This window comes from Salinivibrio siamensis (assembly GCF_001996005.1).
GTDB lineage: Bacteria > Pseudomonadota > Gammaproteobacteria > Enterobacterales > Vibrionaceae > Salinivibrio > Salinivibrio siamensis.
Map to the genome: position 1 here is coordinate 26459 of NZ_MUFB01000001.1, position 16662 is coordinate 43120.

Consider the following 16662-nt stretch of genomic DNA (forward strand, 5'->3'; position numbering starts at 1 on the left):
CTGTTATGTCGCTAGGATTAACTGATGAGCTATCAAGCTGAGCTGGCGCGAGCACTCAAGGTGCTCGACGCAAAAGGGCAAACCGTCACCGTGGCAAAGGTGAAAGCCCAATTGACAACGCAAGTCCCCCTCCCCTTGATTATTCAAGCGGTGAAGAGCGCGAAGACCAATACACCGCTACCCGAGATACCCGTCGATGACATCAAGCTATCTGATGCTGAGCGTATCAGCCAGCTCGAACAACACGTGGCCGAGTTGAGCGAGCGATTAGCGACGCTAGAAGCCCAGTATTCAAGCCGCTAAGCCAGTTTAAAGTCCCAAGAAAGGTTGGATACTAGCCGGCAACGGTCGCATTTAAACAGAAAGATATCGTGTAACGGGGCCTCAAGCCGCCAAGGCTCGCCACACTGAGGGCATGGGCGATGAAGCTCACTCTCTTTATCTTTACCGCCAACGCGATATTGATAGTAGTAAGTCGGCGTGCCAGTTAAGTACTCTATCCGCCCACGTAAATCCCAACCGCGCTGAAATAGGCGCGTATTGGGACACCCAATTTCATTCAAGCCTGCAAATTCGGCATCGCTGGCACCGGCCATTTGTAACTCATCACAGGCTTGCCATTCTGTTTGCCATTTGATGACCGCTTTGTGATCACCGTTAAAGGTGGCGGGTAAGCGATAAAGCGGGATGGGGAGCAGGGTATCGCCACAACGCAGCGGCGAACACGTGTGAACAAAGGTGGTGTAAAGCACTTGCCAGGTCGGTGAGACACTTGGAGCGGCTTGTTCTGAGTTCAAATCGCGCCCAAGCACACGCACTTTCGGTTGGGTTAAGCACGCATCGGCTAGCTGCTGTAAGGCCCGTTTCACTTGTGGGCTGTGAAAGCGTGGGTGCAAGGCGTCTTCATCTGGGCAGACAACACGAAGCTGAAACTGGCCCTCTTGCATCAAGATCGGAAACTCGCGTCCAAGCACCTGGCCATTATAACGTAATGCATCCATGAGGCCGTTGATAGTACGGTCGACCGCACTAACGGTGGTATTATCAAAGCACTCAAAGGTCAGTTCCGTGAGAATCATGCCACATCAACCTCTAATGCCGCGAGAAATGTTTCCAGGTTGGGGGCAATCACATCACGCGTCCCTTTATTAAGGGTTTCTCTGATCACTTCTCCGCTCATGTTATCAATTGCAATGATCACCATTTCATCGGCTGTGGTCGCAATAAAGACACTCGGCGTAAGCTTGCGCTGACGCTGCATCATCAGATGCCCCAAGATATTTTCTTGTAAGCGCGCCAAGTCATCATCACTCCATACCTGAAGCAAGCTTATCGACTCCCCCTGATAACGAACCGATAAATCTGCACAATAAAATGCGTTGTAAAAATCTTTAATATCGCTATGCAAACGCAACGCGATTGCTTGTTCTACATTGGCAAAGTCGGCCAAAGCGTCGCGCTTGACCGGTTGCCATTGTAGTTGGTGATCGTTTTCGCTCACAACACAGGGAGATGGCAAGCCAATGTAGGCATCTGTACAGGGTAAATGTTGATAATGACTCTGCCATACCGCCATATAATTCTGTGTTAGCGCCCAAAGGGCACGATGTACTGTGTTCTCCATTCGCAACCTATAGCAAGATTCAGTAAACTTTACCCATTCTACTTGAATCAATAGCAGATCCGTATGAGCAATTATCAAGATGCCGATGCCCTCGCCAATTTATCACTTGGCGAAAAAACAGATTATCCAACCCAGTACGATCCGTCACAACTACGTGCCGTCCCTCGCGCGCTAAATCGTCAGGCCATCGGACTAGATAATGCGCCGATGCCCTTTACCGGTTACGACACCTGGACCTTGTATGAGCTGTCATGGCTCAACAAAAATGGTTTGCCCCAGGTCGCGATTGGCGAAGTCCGTCTACCGGCCTCTAGCCCCAACTTGATCGAGTCAAAATCATTTAAGCTTTACCTCAATAGCTTTAATCAAACCCGCTTTGATAACTGGCAACAGGTAGCTAACGCATTGCAAACCGATTTATCCGCCTGTGCGGGCGAAGAGGTGGATGTCACCTTATCACCGCTCAGTGAGTTAGAGGGAGAAACCATCGCTGGCCTAGCGGGTGAATGCATCGATCACCAAGATATCAGCATCGATGACTACACATTTAACCCAGACTGGCTCGACGGTGCCGCTCAAGGCGCGGTTGTGTCTGAGACCCTTCACAGCCATTTACTCAAATCAAATTGCCTGATTACCAATCAGCCAGACTGGGGCTCGGTGAGAATCGCCTATAAAGGCAACAAGATAAACCGTGAGAAGCTGCTTCGCTACTTGGTGTCATTTCGTGAGCACAATGAGTTTCATGAGCAATGTGTGGAGCGCATTTTTATGGATATCATGCGTTTTTGCCAGCCAGAAAAGCTCACCGTTTATGCCCGTTACACGCGTCGCGGTGGTTTAGATATTAATCCATACCGTACGAACATGGGTAAAACACCAAGCGAAAACAACCGTTTGGCAAGACAATAACACCACAGGCTGCCTGCGGGCAGCCTTTCTCTCATCGCTTTATTTAGAGGATGGCGCATGCGCATCAGCCGACTACTCGTAGGCCTGCTTTTTTGGTTAACGTCGATAACGGCGTTTGCCGCTATCCACTCCTCACCTGTGCTAACCAATGCCGAAAAGCTTCTCGAGACCTCTCCAGCGCAATCGTTGGAAATCAGCAATCGGTTTTTAGCCCAACGCCGCCTAACCACAGGTGCCAACCGCTCACACGTCAATAACGACACGGATCGCTCGATTCGCACGCCATTGCATACCGTGTATGCCTATTTGATCAGTGCCCGAGCCTATGCGTATCTCGATCAACCCATAGAGGCTAAAGCCGCGCTACAAAAAGCGTATCAAGTGGTCGATGAATACGACTTAAAACACGTACAAGTGCAAGTTTTACTGACCGAGGCCTCTCTTATCTGGCACCTTGATCGCGACTCGACGCGCGCCTTAGCGACACTCGATGCCGCCCAAAAAGCGATTGAAACCTTGCCGGAAAACAGCTTAAACGGCCAAGCAAGCCGCTTTAAAAGCGCTTTACTGCGTGCCAATATTCTCGCGGCGACCGCAGACAGTGAAACCGCGCTTGTCGCCTATGAGAATGCGCGAAGCCAGCTTAGCAATGATCCCCAAGACTTGCGGGATAAAGTCGAGTTTCAGCTCTCGTTGGGCGGCTTTTTACTCGACCAAAAGCAACATGAAAGTGCCCTGACCGAGTTACTCAGTGCTTTCTGGATAGCAAGCGAGAACGAATACACGGCATTGATTGCGGGTGCCAATATGAAGCTGGCCAAGCTGTATAACCAGCAAGGCGTGCTTAATCAAGCCCTTGAGCACGCGAACCAAGCCGCTGCCTTTTTTGAGCACTTCTCATTAAGCCGACGTTTATCAGCGTCACAGCGCCTATTAGCCACCATTTATGAGCAGCAAGCCCGTTATAATTTTGCCTTGGTGCATTATTTTAATGCGCTTGAAATTGAGCAAGCACTCGGTCGCCTCCAACCGCTTGCGCAAGTCCACTTAGCCATCGCTCGCACTTATTATCAGCTAGAGCATTTCCCGCTCAGTGACAGATACATTCAAGATGCGTTAAGACTGGTCGGTAGCCTACCCAACTCGCCGCTGACCACACAGGCAATGTTGTTACAAGGACGTATTCATCTTGCACTGTCTCAACCAAAGCAAGCAGAGAAAGAAATTCGCACCGCACTGGAGCGAGCAGAGGTAGAAAAAGACCGCAAAACCATGACGATGGCGCATCATGCCCTCTCCAAAGCCTTGGAATCGCAAGGCAAGTATCAAGCGGCTCTGATGATGCAACGTGATTATGAAAAGCTGCGCGCACAGCAAACACAATCAGAGCAACAGCAACAAGCCGATACCTTTAAACAACAACAGCGTGTGGTCGAGCGACAGCTACAGATGGATGAATTGCAGCGCCAGCTAGATAGCGCACACCAAGAGCAGCTCCACCTACAAAAGGTCAACTATTTCCTACTAGGCAGCCTTGGGGTGTTAGTGACCATTGTTTACCTTCGTCATCGTGCCGCGGTGATGCGTCAGGGAGAACTCGAAGAGCTGCGTGATGACTTTTATACGCACCCGCGCACCGGGCTGAGGAACTTACGCATGCTGAATGCCAAGTTACCGCGTTCGTTGGAAAAAAGTAACGCCAACTTTGAGCAATGGTATCTGAACGACATGATCCACCAGCCACTCAGTGATCGGCTACGCTTTGCCATGTTCGATGTCGCCTTTCTAAAAGCGCTATTTTTGCGTCTCGGCTATCAAAGGGCGCAAGATATCGAGCGTCAGCTTGGCGACTATTTGTCCGAGCGTGTCACTCAATCTGGCCGCTTATATCATTTCGCCGATACCTTGTTTATTTATATCGAGACCAATTGGGATCAAGATACCCAGCCTGATGCGCTTGCTCATTTTGTGCAGTCTTTGATCGCAGACTTTGTCAGCCACTACCAAAGCTGTCAGGCACAAACGGTGAATGCAGGTCACCAACCTCCAGCGCTCACGCCGCAAGTCGCCATTGGTCTCGCGGAATACCCTTTTTTACCGCGCGCGTACACATCGATTAATGACCAAGAGTTAATCGAGATTTTATTAACGGCTACTCATCAAGCCAGTGATCTCGCGCAACAGACCGGAGAAAGTCATTGGGTACACTTTAGCGCGATTAACACAGCGCCCGCCGCGAGCTTCGTGAACACCAACTTACGTCATGCTTGCTTGAAAGGGATTGACTCTGGATTGGTAAAGGTTAAATCTTCAGCGAACGACTTATTGAACTGGCAGAAGGATCACGAATCTGATAAAAAGCCATCGTCAGTTATTGATGATCAGAGCAATAAGTCGGTATAGCTACAGGTAGTTAGTGAAACTGTTTTCGCTACCAATGGCGCCAAAACGCGAATATAATCAGGTATTTCCTCGATAAAATGACTAAGTCCACCCCATCACCGTTGTCGGCCCAGCCCGCTCAGGCGGGTAATAATGCGTCGCCCTCAACGTATCGGGAGCTGGCGCTTAAGTCGCGTCGAGAAATCCATAGCCTTAAACGGCTGGTTTCGCGCTTTATCGCCACGTGCTCGGGTAAAAATAACTTGGTCGACCAAAAACTGGCCGAGTTCCGTGACGTATTGTATTCAACGCAGGATGTTAGCGCGTTGCTTCCGCGTTTAGCCGTTATTGAACGCATGGTGGGTCATCAAAACATGACACAAGCAAAAGCACAGTCACACCTCGATGAGCAATTTCACACCAGTGGTGAAACACTACAGCGAGTGACAGGTCTCCCCGCTCAATTGAAACGTGACTTGCGAGATCTATTAGCGCAACCGGCGAACGGTGATACCGAACGCACACAACACCTCATTAAGTTACTTCAGCTTTACGAACGCGCCGTGACCTTGCAAGTTGCTAGGCCCCGCACCCAACAAACACCAGACATCGACAACGATCAGATACGTCGCGTCGCTGATGAACTACAAAACCTGATTACAGAGCTCGATATCAACGGTCAAGCAGGCGATAAGTTGCTTGAAATCCGCCGTGAACTGCTGACCGATATATCACCGGCTACCGTGGTGTCTTTGACGTTGGCGGCACTCAAACTGATTCTGGAAGCCACCCAATCAGAGCGGCGGGCTTCGCAGCAATTTCTCAGTCAAGTCAATGATGACCTCGTCTCAATAAGCCAACAAAATACCCGTGCGCATGATCATGCGACACAACTACGGCTGGCACATCAAGGTGTCGATCAGCGCCTCGATCGCACCATTAACGATATTGAACACGAACTCAAACGGAAAGGCGCGGCAAAAGCCAACCCAGAAGCCGCATTAACCCAAGCGCTTGCAGAGCTGAAAGTGATCGCGCAAGAAAACAAAGCGCTCAAAAATCGCGAACAAGCCTTGGAAGAGCAGTTGGCACACAATCAGAACCAACTTAGCGCCTTAGCAGAGCAAACCCTCGATCAACATCGTCGCGTCGGCGACCAAGAACGTAAACGCCTGTTAGACCCGCTGACCCGCGTCTACAACCGTGCCGCCCTTAACGATCGTTTGGAGCATGAGTACCGGTTATGGAAAAAGTACCAGCGCGAGTTTTGCCTTGCCGTCATTGATCTTGACCACTTTAAACAAGTGAATCAACAATTTGGCTACGAAGTCGGTGATAAAGCGTTGAAAATTATCGCGCGCAGCATCTACCAATGTCTGCGCGACACCGACTTTATTGCCCGCTTTGGTGGCGAAGAGTTTGTCATTTTACTGCCTGATGCGGATGATGAAACGCGGACCGATATTTTGGCCAATATTAGCCACACCATTCGCAAACTCCCGCTGAAGTTTAAAAACGAGCGCGTTTCAATTAGCGTCTCAATTGGTGCCACCCTCTTCCAAGGTGAGGATACCCCCACGCCGGTGCTAGAGCGTGCTGACCAAGCGCTCTATCAAGCGAAAAACAGTGGTCGCAACCAAATCATCTGGTGTTAATTTTTACTGGTCAATTGTGGCTAGCGTGTGTATTTTTAATTAACACACTGATTTTTATAGCACCGCTCGACAGCCTGGCTTGCGTTAAACAGGATGTCGGCGTGTAAGAGGTTGTCGCTATGATCACACACATTAGTCCGATTGGAACGATGGATCTGCTTTCTCAAATCGAGGTCGATCGTTTAAAAGCCAGCGCCAGCAGTGATCTGTACCGCTTATACCGCAACTGCTCATTGGCCGTTTTAAATTCAGGCAGCCATACAGACAGCTCCAAAGCACTTCTTGAAAAACACGCCAACTTTGAAATTCGCGTGTTGCGCCGAGAGCGGGGCATCAAACTCGAGCTGGTTAATCCACCGGATCATGCCTTTGTCGACGGTAAGATCATTCGCGGCATTCAAGAGCATATGTTCTCGGTACTACGCGACATTATTCACGTCAATGTGCAGCTCGAGCATAGTCCTGCCCTCAACCTCGATAGCTCACCGCATATCACTAACTTAATATTCGGTATCTTGCGTAATGCGAAAACGCTCCGTCCGCGAGTCGATCCTAATTTAGTGGTTTGCTGGGGGGGGCATTCAATCAACGACATCGAATATCAATACACGCGTGAAGTGGGTCATGAGCTTGGTCTGCGTGAACTGGATATTTGTACGGGGTGTGGCCCTGGTGCGATGGAGGGGCCAATGAAAGGCGCAGCCATCGGCCATGCCAAGCAGCGCACGTATGACAGCCGATTTATTGGCTTAACCGAGCCCTCTATTATCGCTGCTGAGCCGCCGAACCCCATGGTTAACGAGCTGGTGATCATGCCCGATATTGAAAAGCGCCTAGAGGCATTTGTCCGTATCGCGCATGGGATTGTCATTTTCCCAGGTGGCGCAGGGACAGCGGAAGAGCTGCTGTATATTCTTGGCATCATGATGCACCCTGATAACCGCTCACAGCCTTTGCCTATCGTGTTAACCGGCCCGAAAGAAAGTGAAGATTACTTTCGCGATATCGATGCCTTTATTCGTGATGTATTGGGCGAGGAAGCCACCCAATATTATGAAATCGTGATTGACGATCCAGCCAAAGCCGCACGATTAATGAAAAATGCCATGCCTGCCGTCAAAGAGCATCGCAAAGCCACCGGCGATGCCTACTCGTACAATTGGTCATTGAAAATCGAGCCGGACTTCCAACATCCCTTTGCGCCAACACACGAAAACATGGCTAACCTCAACTTGCACATGAATCAGCGCCCAGAGTTACTCGCTTCAGCGTTACGTCAGGCATTCTCGGGCATTGTGGCAGGGAATGTTAAAGACGAGGGGATGCGCAATATCGAGCAACACGGCCCATTTAAAATTGATGGGGACAAGTATTTGATGGCAAAAATGGACAAACTGTTACAAAGCTTCGTCGACCAACAACGGATGAAGCTGCCAGGCACCGCCTATGTGCCGTGCTATGAGATTGTTTCCTAGCCTGAACGCGCACTGAGCCGGCGAGCTGTCGATAACCTGCATCTCGCACACTGCGTTATGCCACTAACACAGGTATAATGCGCGGCTCATGCTGCGCGTTATTACTGGTTTTTATTATGTCTAACCTCCATGTTGTCATTATCGATGCAATGAACCTCATTCGCCGCGTCCACGCGGCTCAGCCTGAGGGCGATGCCATCGACACCACGGTGAATGCCTGCCTCAAAACCCTCAATAAAATCATCAATCATAGCCAGCCGAGCCATATTATTGCTGTCTTTGATCACCTAGGTAATGATCGTGGCTGGCGCGCAGAGATCTTGCCGGCATACAAACAACACCGTAAACCAATGCCTGCAGTACTCGAGCAAGGATTAGATGCGATTCAAGATGCATTTTGGCAGCACGGCGTCGACTCGTTGCTTTCTCAAGGCGATGAAGCTGACGACATGATTGCCACCCTGGCTTTAAAAGTGGCCGAGCACCGGCAAGATGTCACAATCGTATCGACTGACAAAGGCTACTGTCAGCTATTGCAACCGACAGTCAGGATCCGCGATTACTTTCAGCAGCGCTGGTTAGATCTCGCCTTCGTCCAATCACAATTCGGCGTTCGTCCAGAGCAGCTTTGCGATTTTTGGGGGCTCGCAGGGATCAGCAGTAGTGAGATCAGTGGCGTGCCAGGGATCGGTCCCAAAACGGCCGCCAGCTTGCTGAGCGACTATGCCACTATCGATGCAGTGTTCGCTGCTGAGGATCTGGCACCAAAGTGGCAAAAAAAACTCAACGGTCATTATGAGCTGGCTCAACGTTGCAAAAAGGTCGCGCAACTAAAAACGGATATCCCACTAGGCTTTAACCTACAAGATATCCGTTTTGAACCTGCCGCTGAGGGCCAACCCTCGTAACCGTATTCAGTGGTGATGAAGTTCAGTGGTGATGAATAAGTATAAAGCCGGTATGCGGTGCTAAGATAGGCCCACACTGCTGCATCTAGCGCTGACGTTTTACCCGCCGTAAGTGCACCGTGATTTCCTCGCGATCATGGTACAGATGCTTCGCGCGCATTTCATACGCCACCTTGTAGTCATCAAGAAATGCACCTAAGGTGTCGAGGTTCTCCGTCACCTGCTCATAGCGGCGGCTCATGGGCAATTTCAAATTAAATATTGCYTCTTTTGCCCACCCTTCAATCAGCCACTCACCCATCAATTGGGCCACACGAGAAGGCTTTTCAATCATATCGCACACCAGCCAAGTGACATTTTTTCGCGTAGGCTCAAATTTAAATCCATCTTCGGCGTGATGAAACACTTGCCCTGTATCCATGAGCTGTTCATCCATCGCCCCGTTATCCACCGCGTGGACAAACATCGAGCGCTTGACCAATTGATAGGTCCAACCTCCCGGACACGCACCTAAATCGACCGCCCACATGCCGGGCGCTAAACGCGTCTCCCATTCTTGCTTGGGAATAAAGTGATGAAATGCCTCTTCCAATTTTAAGGTGGAGCGACTCGGCGCATCAGCCGGAAACTTCATGCGTGGTAACCCCATATAATGCGGGGAGTTATTGGTTGTCAGTGAATAGCCGATCAAACAGGTGCCTGGGGCGGTAAAGCACACGTGGATCACCGGCTTTTTCGGGTTATCCTTTGCCAGCATCACGCCTTGCTTACGTAGCGCCTGACGCAATGGTACGGTGAACTTGCGACAGAATTTCAACAGGGCTTTCGCTTCATCATTATCTGGGGTTTCCACCCGTAAGTCGCCGCCTTTGGGTAAACGCTCGCCCACTGCCAAAATCGGTGAAATACGATCGTCAGGGTCAAGCTCAGAAAGAGACGCGGTGATAGCGATCATTTGCCGGGCAAAAATCAGTGAGTCTAGCGGGAGATCACGAACAACACGCTCGGCATCGCCCTCTTGGTAACACTCAAACAGGACATACGCACTGTTATTGACCACGCGCGGGAACCCATATACCCCCATGTCGGTGGTTTTTTGTTGGATCTCTGCGGCACAGTCTTTCTCAAACCCCGCACGACAATAAAGCAGAACCTGATTCATAACACCCTCTGGCTCGAACATATCACCACGCTGTGTGGCGGTAAAAATAAGCTGCGCATTATATCTGCCATCCAGACCAGAAAGAAATGCCCGCGAGGCTTTTATTCATGTCAGCGGACTCAGCGCTGATAAGAACGCCAGGCTCCTATGGCTAGCCCCACCCAGCCGATCAGAAAGCTCACACCTCCCATTGGGGTAATGGGCCCAAGCCAATACCAAGATGTCAGCGCCAGGAGGCATAAGCTACCACTAAACGCCACAACACCGATAAGCCAAGCCCAAGCCACAATGGCAAAACAGCGAGAAGAAACCTGGGAGGCGACACCGCAAATCCCCAATAAGGCGAGACTGTGCCACATTTGGTAGTCTACGCCCGTTTTAAAAATGGCTAACTGATAATCTGACAGCACCGCTTTTAATCCATGCGCGGCAAAAGCGCCTAGCCCCACGGCTAACCCTGCGCCGATCGCTGCTACACACACCCAATGATGTAATTTCATCCTTGCTGACCTTGTTGTTCAATAAACCGATGTAGGCTATCCACCGCCCACTGGCGATTGCCTGACTCCGTATACCCTGAGGCTTTACGAGGCTTAAAGCTATGATCGCCATCCGGGACAACAATCACTTGAACCGAGGGAGACAGCGGATAATGCATCACTTCGTCTTCACGGCCGAACGTATCGCGTGCACCTTGTATAATCAGCAGTGGACGCTCAACGGTCGCCAGATGCGCCCCTTTATACTTTTCCGGCTTCCCTGGGGGATGGAATGGAAAGCCCAAACAAATCCCCCCACTGACAGAGGCATGATCAGTCAAATGACTCGCCATACGCCCACCCATCGACTTACCAGCTAACCATAATCGGCTCCCAGCAGGGCGCAAACCATCCACGTGCTCAATCACAGACTCAAAATGGGCAAGTAATTTTGGAGCGCGATCGGGCGGGCGCTTTTTTCCCTCTTGCTCGCGCTTTTCCATATAGGGAAAGTTAAATCGCACCACTTTGCAGTGTTTCCCTATCCGCGCGGCCATATCAGCCATGAACTCGTGATCCTTTCCAGCGCCCGCACCATGGGCAAAAATCACCCAGTCTGTTGCCGTTTCCGGCCCGTCAACCTCTAAACCTGTCATAAATTCATTTTCTCTTGTTCTTTCGCTGCCGTCGCCAACATCCATTCTCGGAATGCGGTAATACGTCCGGTATCCGCATCGCGTTGCTGGCTGACCAAGTAGAAGCCATTATCGCTCTTTAGTACTTGCTCGAAAGGCTGAACCAAGCGCCCAGATGCTAGCTCTGGTTGAGAAAGCACATTGTTTCCTAGCGCGACACCTTGCCCATGTGCCGCCGCCTGCAACACCATGGATGAGTGACTAAAAATCGGCCCATGTTCAACATTCACTTCACTAAGTTGATGGGCTTTCGCAAATGCTTTCCATTCTTTACGCGAGCGGTCATGCAATAAAACATGATGAACCAAATCATCTGGAGTTTGTAGAGGCTGCCCTGACTCCAGTAGCAGTGGCGAACACACAGGCAGCAAGCATTCTTGATACAAAAGATCGCAGCGCAATCCCGTCCAGTGTCCCCGGCCATAGTAAATGGCAACATCGACATCATCGGTCAGAGACCCTTCTTCCAAATCAACCGCTTTTATCCGAACATCAATATCGGGATGCGCTGTATTAAAATCAGCTAATCGAGGTACTAGCCATTGAATCGCAAAACTGGGCGGCAAACTAATCGTCAGCGCTCCTTTGGCACTGCGTTCCAGCACTTTATCCGTCGCATAGGAAAGCTCAGAGAAAATATCTTTTATATCAAGAAAGTATCCTTGTCCTTCTTCGGTCAATAGTAACGAACGGTTACGCCGGCGGAAAAGCTTCAAACCAAGAAACTCCTCTAATGCCTTGATTTGATGACTGACTGCCGCTTGAGTCACAAACAGCTCTTCTGCCGCTCGCGTAAAGCTCAAATGTCGTGCGGCTGCTTCAAACACACGCAGCGCGTTGAGTGGGGGAAGACGCCTCGCCATATGCTGACACCTCTATGCATTAATTTTTCTAATCGTTGGCATTATAAATTGTCGATTGCTGATATACCAGCAAACTCCTATAGTGCTCCCCGCATCCACTTGTGACGTCTCTCTATTTAGACTGTTTCCGTGGTTGCGATGTTGTGTTTGCATTTGTCTAACACTGGTTAGACAGGTAGTCGTATCTACCACTTTTAACTTCCTGTATTTTGACATTGTCTGTCATTACATATTTGTTGGCACTGAGCGTCGCTCAGTGCTTTTTTTTGTCTGTAATAAGGCGCGAACCAACAACAGACTTGAGTTACATCCACGAGATAGCGATCATAGACGGGATTTTATTTCGGACGATAACTATGACCGACGGTTTTGATCCCCATTTCCTACGCGCCCAGTTTCCCGCTTTTGATACGCCAGGCTGGGTATATCTAGACAGTGCTGCTACTGCCCAAAAGCCGCAGTCAGTGATTGATGCGATCAGTCGCAGCTATATGATGCCGGTTGCAAACGTCCATCGAGGCCAGCACCAAGCGTCCCTCTCCGCAACCGAACAGTTTGAGCAAGCGCGGCGAGATGTAGCACATTTTATCGGTGCCAACCCACACAATATCGTCTGGACCCGGGGCGCGACAGAAGCCATTAATCTGATCGCCTATGGCCTAAGCCACTCGCTTACCCCACAAGACGAGATCCTGGTCAGCGAAATGGAGCACCATGCCAACCTGATCCCTTGGCAATTGATGGCACAACGCACGGGCGCTCAACTGGTAAAAATCCCCTGCTGCCCTCGCACGGGGCACTTAGATATGAAGGTATATCAGCAACGCTTAACCGCACGGACACGCATTGTTGCGATCAGTCATGTCAGCAATGTCACCGGCACCCGCCATCCTATCGAGGAAATGACTCAGCTGGCGCACAAAGTTGGTGCAACCGTGATCATTGATGGCGCACAGGGGATCGTCCATGAGCCTGTCAGTATGCAAACACTGGACACTGACTATTATGTTTTTTCTGGCCATAAACTTTATGGTCCCACAGGAATTGGCGTCTTGTATGGAAAATCAGAAGCGCTGAGCGCGCTCTCGCCTTTCCAAGGGGGTGGGAAGATGATCACAGACGTGTCGTTTGACCATCATAGTCTCGCCCCCATTCCCGCCCGTTTTGAAGCAGGCACGCCTAACACCGCCGGCGCAATTGGCCTTGCCGCTGCTATTCATTGGCTCCAACAACAAGACAGCCAAGCAGTGGAGGCACACATAGCAAGCTGTTACCAACAACTTATAGAAGCTTTACGCACGAGGCCGCGCATTCATTTAATCGCGCCACAGGCGACCAGTTCTATGGTCTCTTTTGTCGTGCGTGACGAGCATCATGCCGATGTAGCTGAATTGTTGGCCCAGCAAGGTATTGCTGTTCGCTCTGGCCATCATTGTGCCCACCCTTTTATTAAGGCGCTTGGGGTCGATGGCACCATCAGGGTCTCTCTGGCGGCCTACAATACACACCAGGATATCGCACAGTTTATTGCAGCATTAGATAAGACCCTGGATCTACTCGACATTTAATCATAAGGCAGGATAGACAATGGCGTTACCCCATCACCCTTTTGGCACCGAGCTTAACCAAGCGACGGTCACCGAGATGCTCGCGCAACACACCAGCTGGGAAGATAAATACCGACAATTGATTTTGTGGGGAAAACGGCTACCAACCTTTACTGATGCACAAAAACAAACAGCAAGCCAAGTACACGGCTGTGAGAGCGCGGTTTGGTTTCTCCATCAGGCAGAGGGGGACACCCATTACTTTGCCGCCGACTCCAACGCCAGAATTGTTAAAGGCTTATTAGCGATCGTGCTTGCCTGTGTTCACGGTCAACACGGTAATGCCATTCATACCCTCGATATAGACCGCATTTTCCAGCAAGCGGGACTGGCGCACCATTTAAGTGAGTCACGCACCAATGGCTTGCACGCTATCATTGAATACATTCATCAGGTCACTCGTTAGTTCTTTATCCACGTGGTGGCGTGTCGCCACCGCTCTCCACTCAACGCACAAACAGTGATCATTTTCTGACCACCCTGTCCATTTAAAAAGGCAACTCTCAACATAAAGCCACCAACCTGACCACTAATGCAATCCATTTCATGGACTTAGTCAAGCAGTGGGCAATTCGATTTAAAACCAACAAAAACAAACACAAGACAAACATTATTTTAACAATTGATTGCAGTGTTTCCTTATTAGTATGACCAAGATCTCGAATGCAGAACATGGGGTTTTTATACTTTGCGTATTTGTCTAGATTCGTTAGCTTAGAAGCAGGCAGTCATAAAAGGGTCACACCAATCCGTTAGGCTGCCTAACAATATCGGCAGAATGATTAGTTGATTTTTGGCACAACTATTGCTGCTGTGAGAAAAAGATGACTGTAATTCTGGTTTGAAGTGGTTCCAGATGCGGCTTCAGGCATCTCGTTTAGTTTGCTTGTTGTAGTGAATGGAGTCATAAATGAAAAAACTGGCATTAGTAACCGGCGCGAAAGGCGGGATAGGATCAGCAATTACCGAGAAATTGGTGGAAGATGGATACCGCGTCATCGCGACCCACTTTACAGGGGGAGCGGAGTGCGCCCAAGAGTGGTTTGACGAAAAGAAATTTAACCACGACCAAGTTCGTTTGTTTGAGCTTGATGTCACCGATACCGAACAATGCGCCTCACGGATTGCTAAGCTACTCGAGGAAGAAGGCACGGTGGATGTACTGGTAAACAATGCTGGTATTACCCGCGACAGTGTGTTCAAGAAAATGAATGCCTCACAATGGCATGATGTCATTAATACCAACCTCAACAGCCTCTTTAACGTCACTCAGCCCTTGTTCGCCGCCATGTGCGAAAAAGGAGGAGGACGCATCATTAATATCTCATCCGTCAATGGCCAAAAAGGCCAATTTGGCCAAGCCAACTATGCCGCCGCCAAAGCCGGCATGATGGGCTTCAGTAAGTCACTCGCGGCAGAAGGGGCGCGGGCCGGTGTCACTGTCAACGTCGTGGCGCCAGGCTATACCGCGACACCAATGGTTACCGCCATGCGCGACGATGTGTTGGAGTCAATCACCAACCAGATCCCGATGAAGCGCTTGGCCAAGCCAGAAGAAATTGCGGCATCGGTGGCTTACCTTGCCAGCGACGCAGGCGCTTACATTACGGGTGAGACGCTGTCGGTAAACGGCGGCCTCTACATGCAATAAATCAAGGATAGATTGATGGAACGTATTTTTATTGTGGCGGCAAAACGCACCGCCATCGGTGCCTTCTCAGGCACGCTCAAAGACGTCCCAACGGGGCAACTCGCCGCTTATGCCATTAAAGGCGCGCTAAGTGAAACATCACTTGCCCCAACCGCGATTGATGAAGTCATCGTGGGTAACGTGGTCAGCGCAGGACAAGGGATGGGGATCGGTCGTCAAGCTGCGATTTACGCGGATATCCCGACCCATGTCCCTGCGTATTCAATCAATATGGTCTGTGGTAGCGGCATGAAAAGTATCATGGATGCTGTCACCCATATCCGAGCCGGCGATGCACAGGTTGTCGTCGCGGCTGGGGTTGAAAACATGTCACAAATCCCATTTGCGGCAGCGGGCAACCTCCGCACTGGGCAAAAAATGGGCAACTTCGCCATGAAAGACTTGCTCATTAATGACGGACTTACCGATGTGTACAACCAATATCACATGGGAGTCACCGCCGAAAACGTTGCCAAAGAAGTCGGGATTACCCGTGAGCAACAAGATAGCTTTGCGCTTAGCAGCCAACAAAAAGCCGTTTCAGCCATTGAAGCGGGTCGGTTTAAAGATGAAATCATCCCGATTGAGATTAAGCAGCGCAAGCAAACCATTACTTTTGATACCGATGAGTACCCAAAAGCAGACGCCACGCTAGAGGGCCTCAGCAAGCTGCGCCCAGCATTTGATAAAGAAGGCTCAGTAACGGCCGGTAACGCCTCGGGTATCAATGATGGCGCGAGTGCGGTGATCCTCGCGTCTGAGTCCGCAGTCAAAGAACACGGGCTGACACCACTCGCAGAAGTTGCCGCCTACGCTCAGCACGGTGTCGATCCGAGCATCATGGGCTTAGGCCCAGTGGGGGCTGTCAATACGGCATTGGAGAAAGCCAACCTGACTCTCGACACCATTGATTTATTTGAGCTTAATGAAGCATTTGCAGCACAAGCACTGGGGGTCATACACCAATTGGCGGAGCACCACAAAACAACACCTGATGCGATATTGGCGCGTGCCAATGTCAACGGCGGTGCCATTGCACTCGGTCATCCGCTCGGGGCATCAGGTAACCGGATTGTGGTGACCTTGCTACACGAGCTCGCGCGAAGAGGCGAAACCCACGGGGTGGCTTCTTTGTGTATTGGCGGCGGCATGGGTACAGCTTTAATTGTTAAGCGTACACAAGCATAAACGGACACTTGCGACCTTGGGT

At 50.4% G+C, this 16662-nt stretch carries 16 protein-coding genes; 10 read left to right on the top strand and 6 right to left on the bottom strand.

The annotated features are described in order from the left end of the window. Nucleotides 1-24 precede the first annotated feature (24 nt). Entirely contained in the window at nt 25-303 is a 279-nt protein-coding gene (locus BZG73_RS00130; RefSeq protein ID WP_077578881.1) for a hypothetical protein, read from the top strand. On the opposite strand, the gene BZG73_RS00135 is transcribed toward BZG73_RS00130, so the two are convergent. Both BZG73_RS00135 and syd read right to left on the bottom strand, forming a co-directional pair. Next, nucleotides 300-1079: a Zn-ribbon-containing protein gene (locus BZG73_RS00135; protein WP_046074166.1), complete on the bottom strand. Its 780-nt coding sequence runs from the start codon at nt 1077-1079 to the stop codon at nt 300-302. The genes BZG73_RS00130 and BZG73_RS00135 overlap by 4 nt on opposite strands. Further along, complete coding sequence (gene syd, locus BZG73_RS00140) at nt 1076-1624, bottom strand: SecY-interacting protein (protein WP_046074165.1); 549 nt, start codon at nt 1622-1624, stop codon at nt 1076-1078. Before syd ends, BZG73_RS00135 begins: the two co-directional genes overlap by 4 nt. 63 nt (nt 1625-1687) lie before the next feature. Between syd and queF the strand changes: the two genes are divergently transcribed. From queF to xni, 5 genes are all read left to right on the top strand, one after another. Next, nucleotides 1688-2536, top strand: a complete 849-nt coding sequence (queF, locus tag BZG73_RS00145; protein WP_046074164.1) for an NADPH-dependent 7-cyano-7-deazaguanine reductase QueF — start codon at nt 1688-1690, stop codon at nt 2534-2536. Between the two features lie 57 nt (nt 2537-2593). Then, entirely contained in the window at nt 2594-4939 is a 2346-nt protein-coding gene (locus BZG73_RS00150; protein WP_077667294.1) for a tetratricopeptide repeat protein, read from the top strand. A gap of 77 nt (nt 4940-5016) precedes the next feature. Beyond that, the gene (locus BZG73_RS00155) at nt 5017-6573 is read left to right on the top strand and encodes a GGDEF domain-containing protein (RefSeq protein ID WP_052708027.1); all 1557 of its coding nucleotides are present in this window, start codon (nt 5017-5019) and stop codon (nt 6571-6573) included. Nucleotides 6574-6692: 119 nt separating this feature from the next. Then, a complete protein-coding gene (ppnN, locus tag BZG73_RS00160; RefSeq protein ID WP_077607288.1) occupies nt 6693-8048 on the top strand; it encodes a nucleotide 5'-monophosphate nucleosidase PpnN in 1356 nt (451 codons plus the stop codon). Between the two features lie 116 nt (nt 8049-8164). Continuing rightward, nucleotides 8165-8956 carry a flap endonuclease Xni gene (xni, locus tag BZG73_RS00165; protein WP_101494447.1) on the top strand — a complete coding sequence of 264 codons (792 nt, stop codon included), beginning with the start codon at nt 8165-8167 and terminating at the stop codon, nt 8954-8956. An 85-nt stretch (nt 8957-9041) separates the two neighbouring features. Here xni and rlmM read toward each other — a convergent pair whose 3' ends face one another. The 4 genes from rlmM to BZG73_RS00185 all read right to left on the bottom strand — a co-directional run bounded on the left by rlmM (nt 9042) and on the right by BZG73_RS00185 (nt 12155). Next, nucleotides 9042-10118, bottom strand: coding sequence for a 23S rRNA (cytidine(2498)-2'-O)-methyltransferase RlmM (gene rlmM, locus BZG73_RS00170; protein WP_046074221.1), 1077 nt, complete (start codon nt 10116-10118; stop codon nt 9042-9044). Nucleotides 10119-10237: 119 nt separating this feature from the next. Beyond that, nucleotides 10238-10618 carry a DUF423 domain-containing protein gene (locus BZG73_RS00175; RefSeq protein WP_077667296.1) on the bottom strand — a complete coding sequence of 127 codons (381 nt, stop codon included), beginning with the start codon at nt 10616-10618 and terminating at the stop codon, nt 10238-10240. Continuing rightward, the gene (locus BZG73_RS00180) at nt 10615-11253 is read right to left on the bottom strand and encodes an alpha/beta family hydrolase (protein WP_046074159.1); all 639 of its coding nucleotides are present in this window, start codon (nt 11251-11253) and stop codon (nt 10615-10617) included. Before BZG73_RS00180 ends, BZG73_RS00175 begins: the two co-directional genes overlap by 4 nt. After that, on the bottom strand, nt 11250-12155 hold the full coding sequence (locus tag BZG73_RS00185) for a transcriptional regulator GcvA (protein WP_046074158.1): 906 nt from the start codon (nt 12153-12155) through the stop codon (nt 11250-11252). Before BZG73_RS00185 ends, BZG73_RS00180 begins: the two co-directional genes overlap by 4 nt. 356 nt (nt 12156-12511) lie before the next feature. Here BZG73_RS00185 and BZG73_RS00190 point away from each other — a divergent pair, with 356 nt between their 5' ends. The 4 genes from BZG73_RS00190 to BZG73_RS00205 all read left to right on the top strand — a co-directional run bounded on the left by BZG73_RS00190 (nt 12512) and on the right by BZG73_RS00205 (nt 16640). Then, nucleotides 12512-13723: an aminotransferase class V-fold PLP-dependent enzyme gene (locus tag BZG73_RS00190; RefSeq protein WP_077667297.1), complete on the top strand. Its 1212-nt coding sequence runs from the start codon at nt 12512-12514 to the stop codon at nt 13721-13723. Nucleotides 13724-13742: 19 nt separating this feature from the next. Then, nucleotides 13743-14168: a cysteine desulfurase sulfur acceptor subunit CsdE gene (gene csdE / locus BZG73_RS00195; RefSeq protein WP_046074156.1), complete on the top strand. Its 426-nt coding sequence runs from the start codon at nt 13743-13745 to the stop codon at nt 14166-14168. Between the two features lie 504 nt (nt 14169-14672). Further along, a complete protein-coding gene (locus BZG73_RS00200) occupies nt 14673-15413 on the top strand; it encodes an SDR family oxidoreductase (protein ID WP_046074155.1) in 741 nt (246 codons plus the stop codon). 15 nt (nt 15414-15428) lie between these two features. Next, nucleotides 15429-16640, top strand: coding sequence for an acetyl-CoA C-acetyltransferase (locus tag BZG73_RS00205; protein ID WP_046074154.1), 1212 nt, complete (start codon nt 15429-15431; stop codon nt 16638-16640). The last annotated feature ends 22 nt before the right edge of the window (nt 16641-16662 follow it).

Bases quoted from the DNA above. Each gene is read 5' to 3' on its own strand.
- BZG73_RS00130 (WP_077578881.1), top strand. From the start codon at position 25: ATGAGCTATCAAGCTGAGCTGGCGCGAGCACTCAAGGTGCTCGACGCA.
- BZG73_RS00135 (WP_046074166.1), bottom strand. From the start codon at position 1,079: ATGATTCTCACGGAACTGACCTTTGAGTGCTTTGATAATACCACCGTT.
- syd (WP_046074165.1), bottom strand. From the start codon at position 1,624: ATGGAGAACACAGTACATCGTGCCCTTTGGGCGCTAACACAGAATTAT.
- queF (WP_046074164.1), top strand. From the start codon at position 1,688: ATGAGCAATTATCAAGATGCCGATGCCCTCGCCAATTTATCACTTGGC.
- BZG73_RS00150 (WP_077667294.1), top strand. From the start codon at position 2,594: ATGCGCATCAGCCGACTACTCGTAGGCCTGCTTTTTTGGTTAACGTCG.
- BZG73_RS00155 (WP_052708027.1), top strand. From the start codon at position 5,017: ATGACTAAGTCCACCCCATCACCGTTGTCGGCCCAGCCCGCTCAGGCG.
- ppnN (WP_077607288.1), top strand. From the start codon at position 6,693: ATGATCACACACATTAGTCCGATTGGAACGATGGATCTGCTTTCTCAA.
- xni (WP_101494447.1), top strand. From the start codon at position 8,165: ATGTCTAACCTCCATGTTGTCATTATCGATGCAATGAACCTCATTCGC.
- BZG73_RS00175 (WP_077667296.1), bottom strand. From the start codon at position 10,618: ATGAAATTACATCATTGGGTGTGTGTAGCAGCGATCGGCGCAGGGTTA.
- BZG73_RS00180 (WP_046074159.1), bottom strand. From the start codon at position 11,253: ATGACAGGTTTAGAGGTTGACGGGCCGGAAACGGCAACAGACTGGGTG.
- BZG73_RS00185 (WP_046074158.1), bottom strand. From the start codon at position 12,155: ATGGCGAGGCGTCTTCCCCCACTCAACGCGCTGCGTGTGTTTGAAGCA.
- BZG73_RS00190 (WP_077667297.1), top strand. From the start codon at position 12,512: ATGACCGACGGTTTTGATCCCCATTTCCTACGCGCCCAGTTTCCCGCT.
- csdE (WP_046074156.1), top strand. From the start codon at position 13,743: ATGGCGTTACCCCATCACCCTTTTGGCACCGAGCTTAACCAAGCGACG.
- BZG73_RS00200 (WP_046074155.1), top strand. From the start codon at position 14,673: ATGAAAAAACTGGCATTAGTAACCGGCGCGAAAGGCGGGATAGGATCA.
- BZG73_RS00205 (WP_046074154.1), top strand. From the start codon at position 15,429: ATGGAACGTATTTTTATTGTGGCGGCAAAACGCACCGCCATCGGTGCC.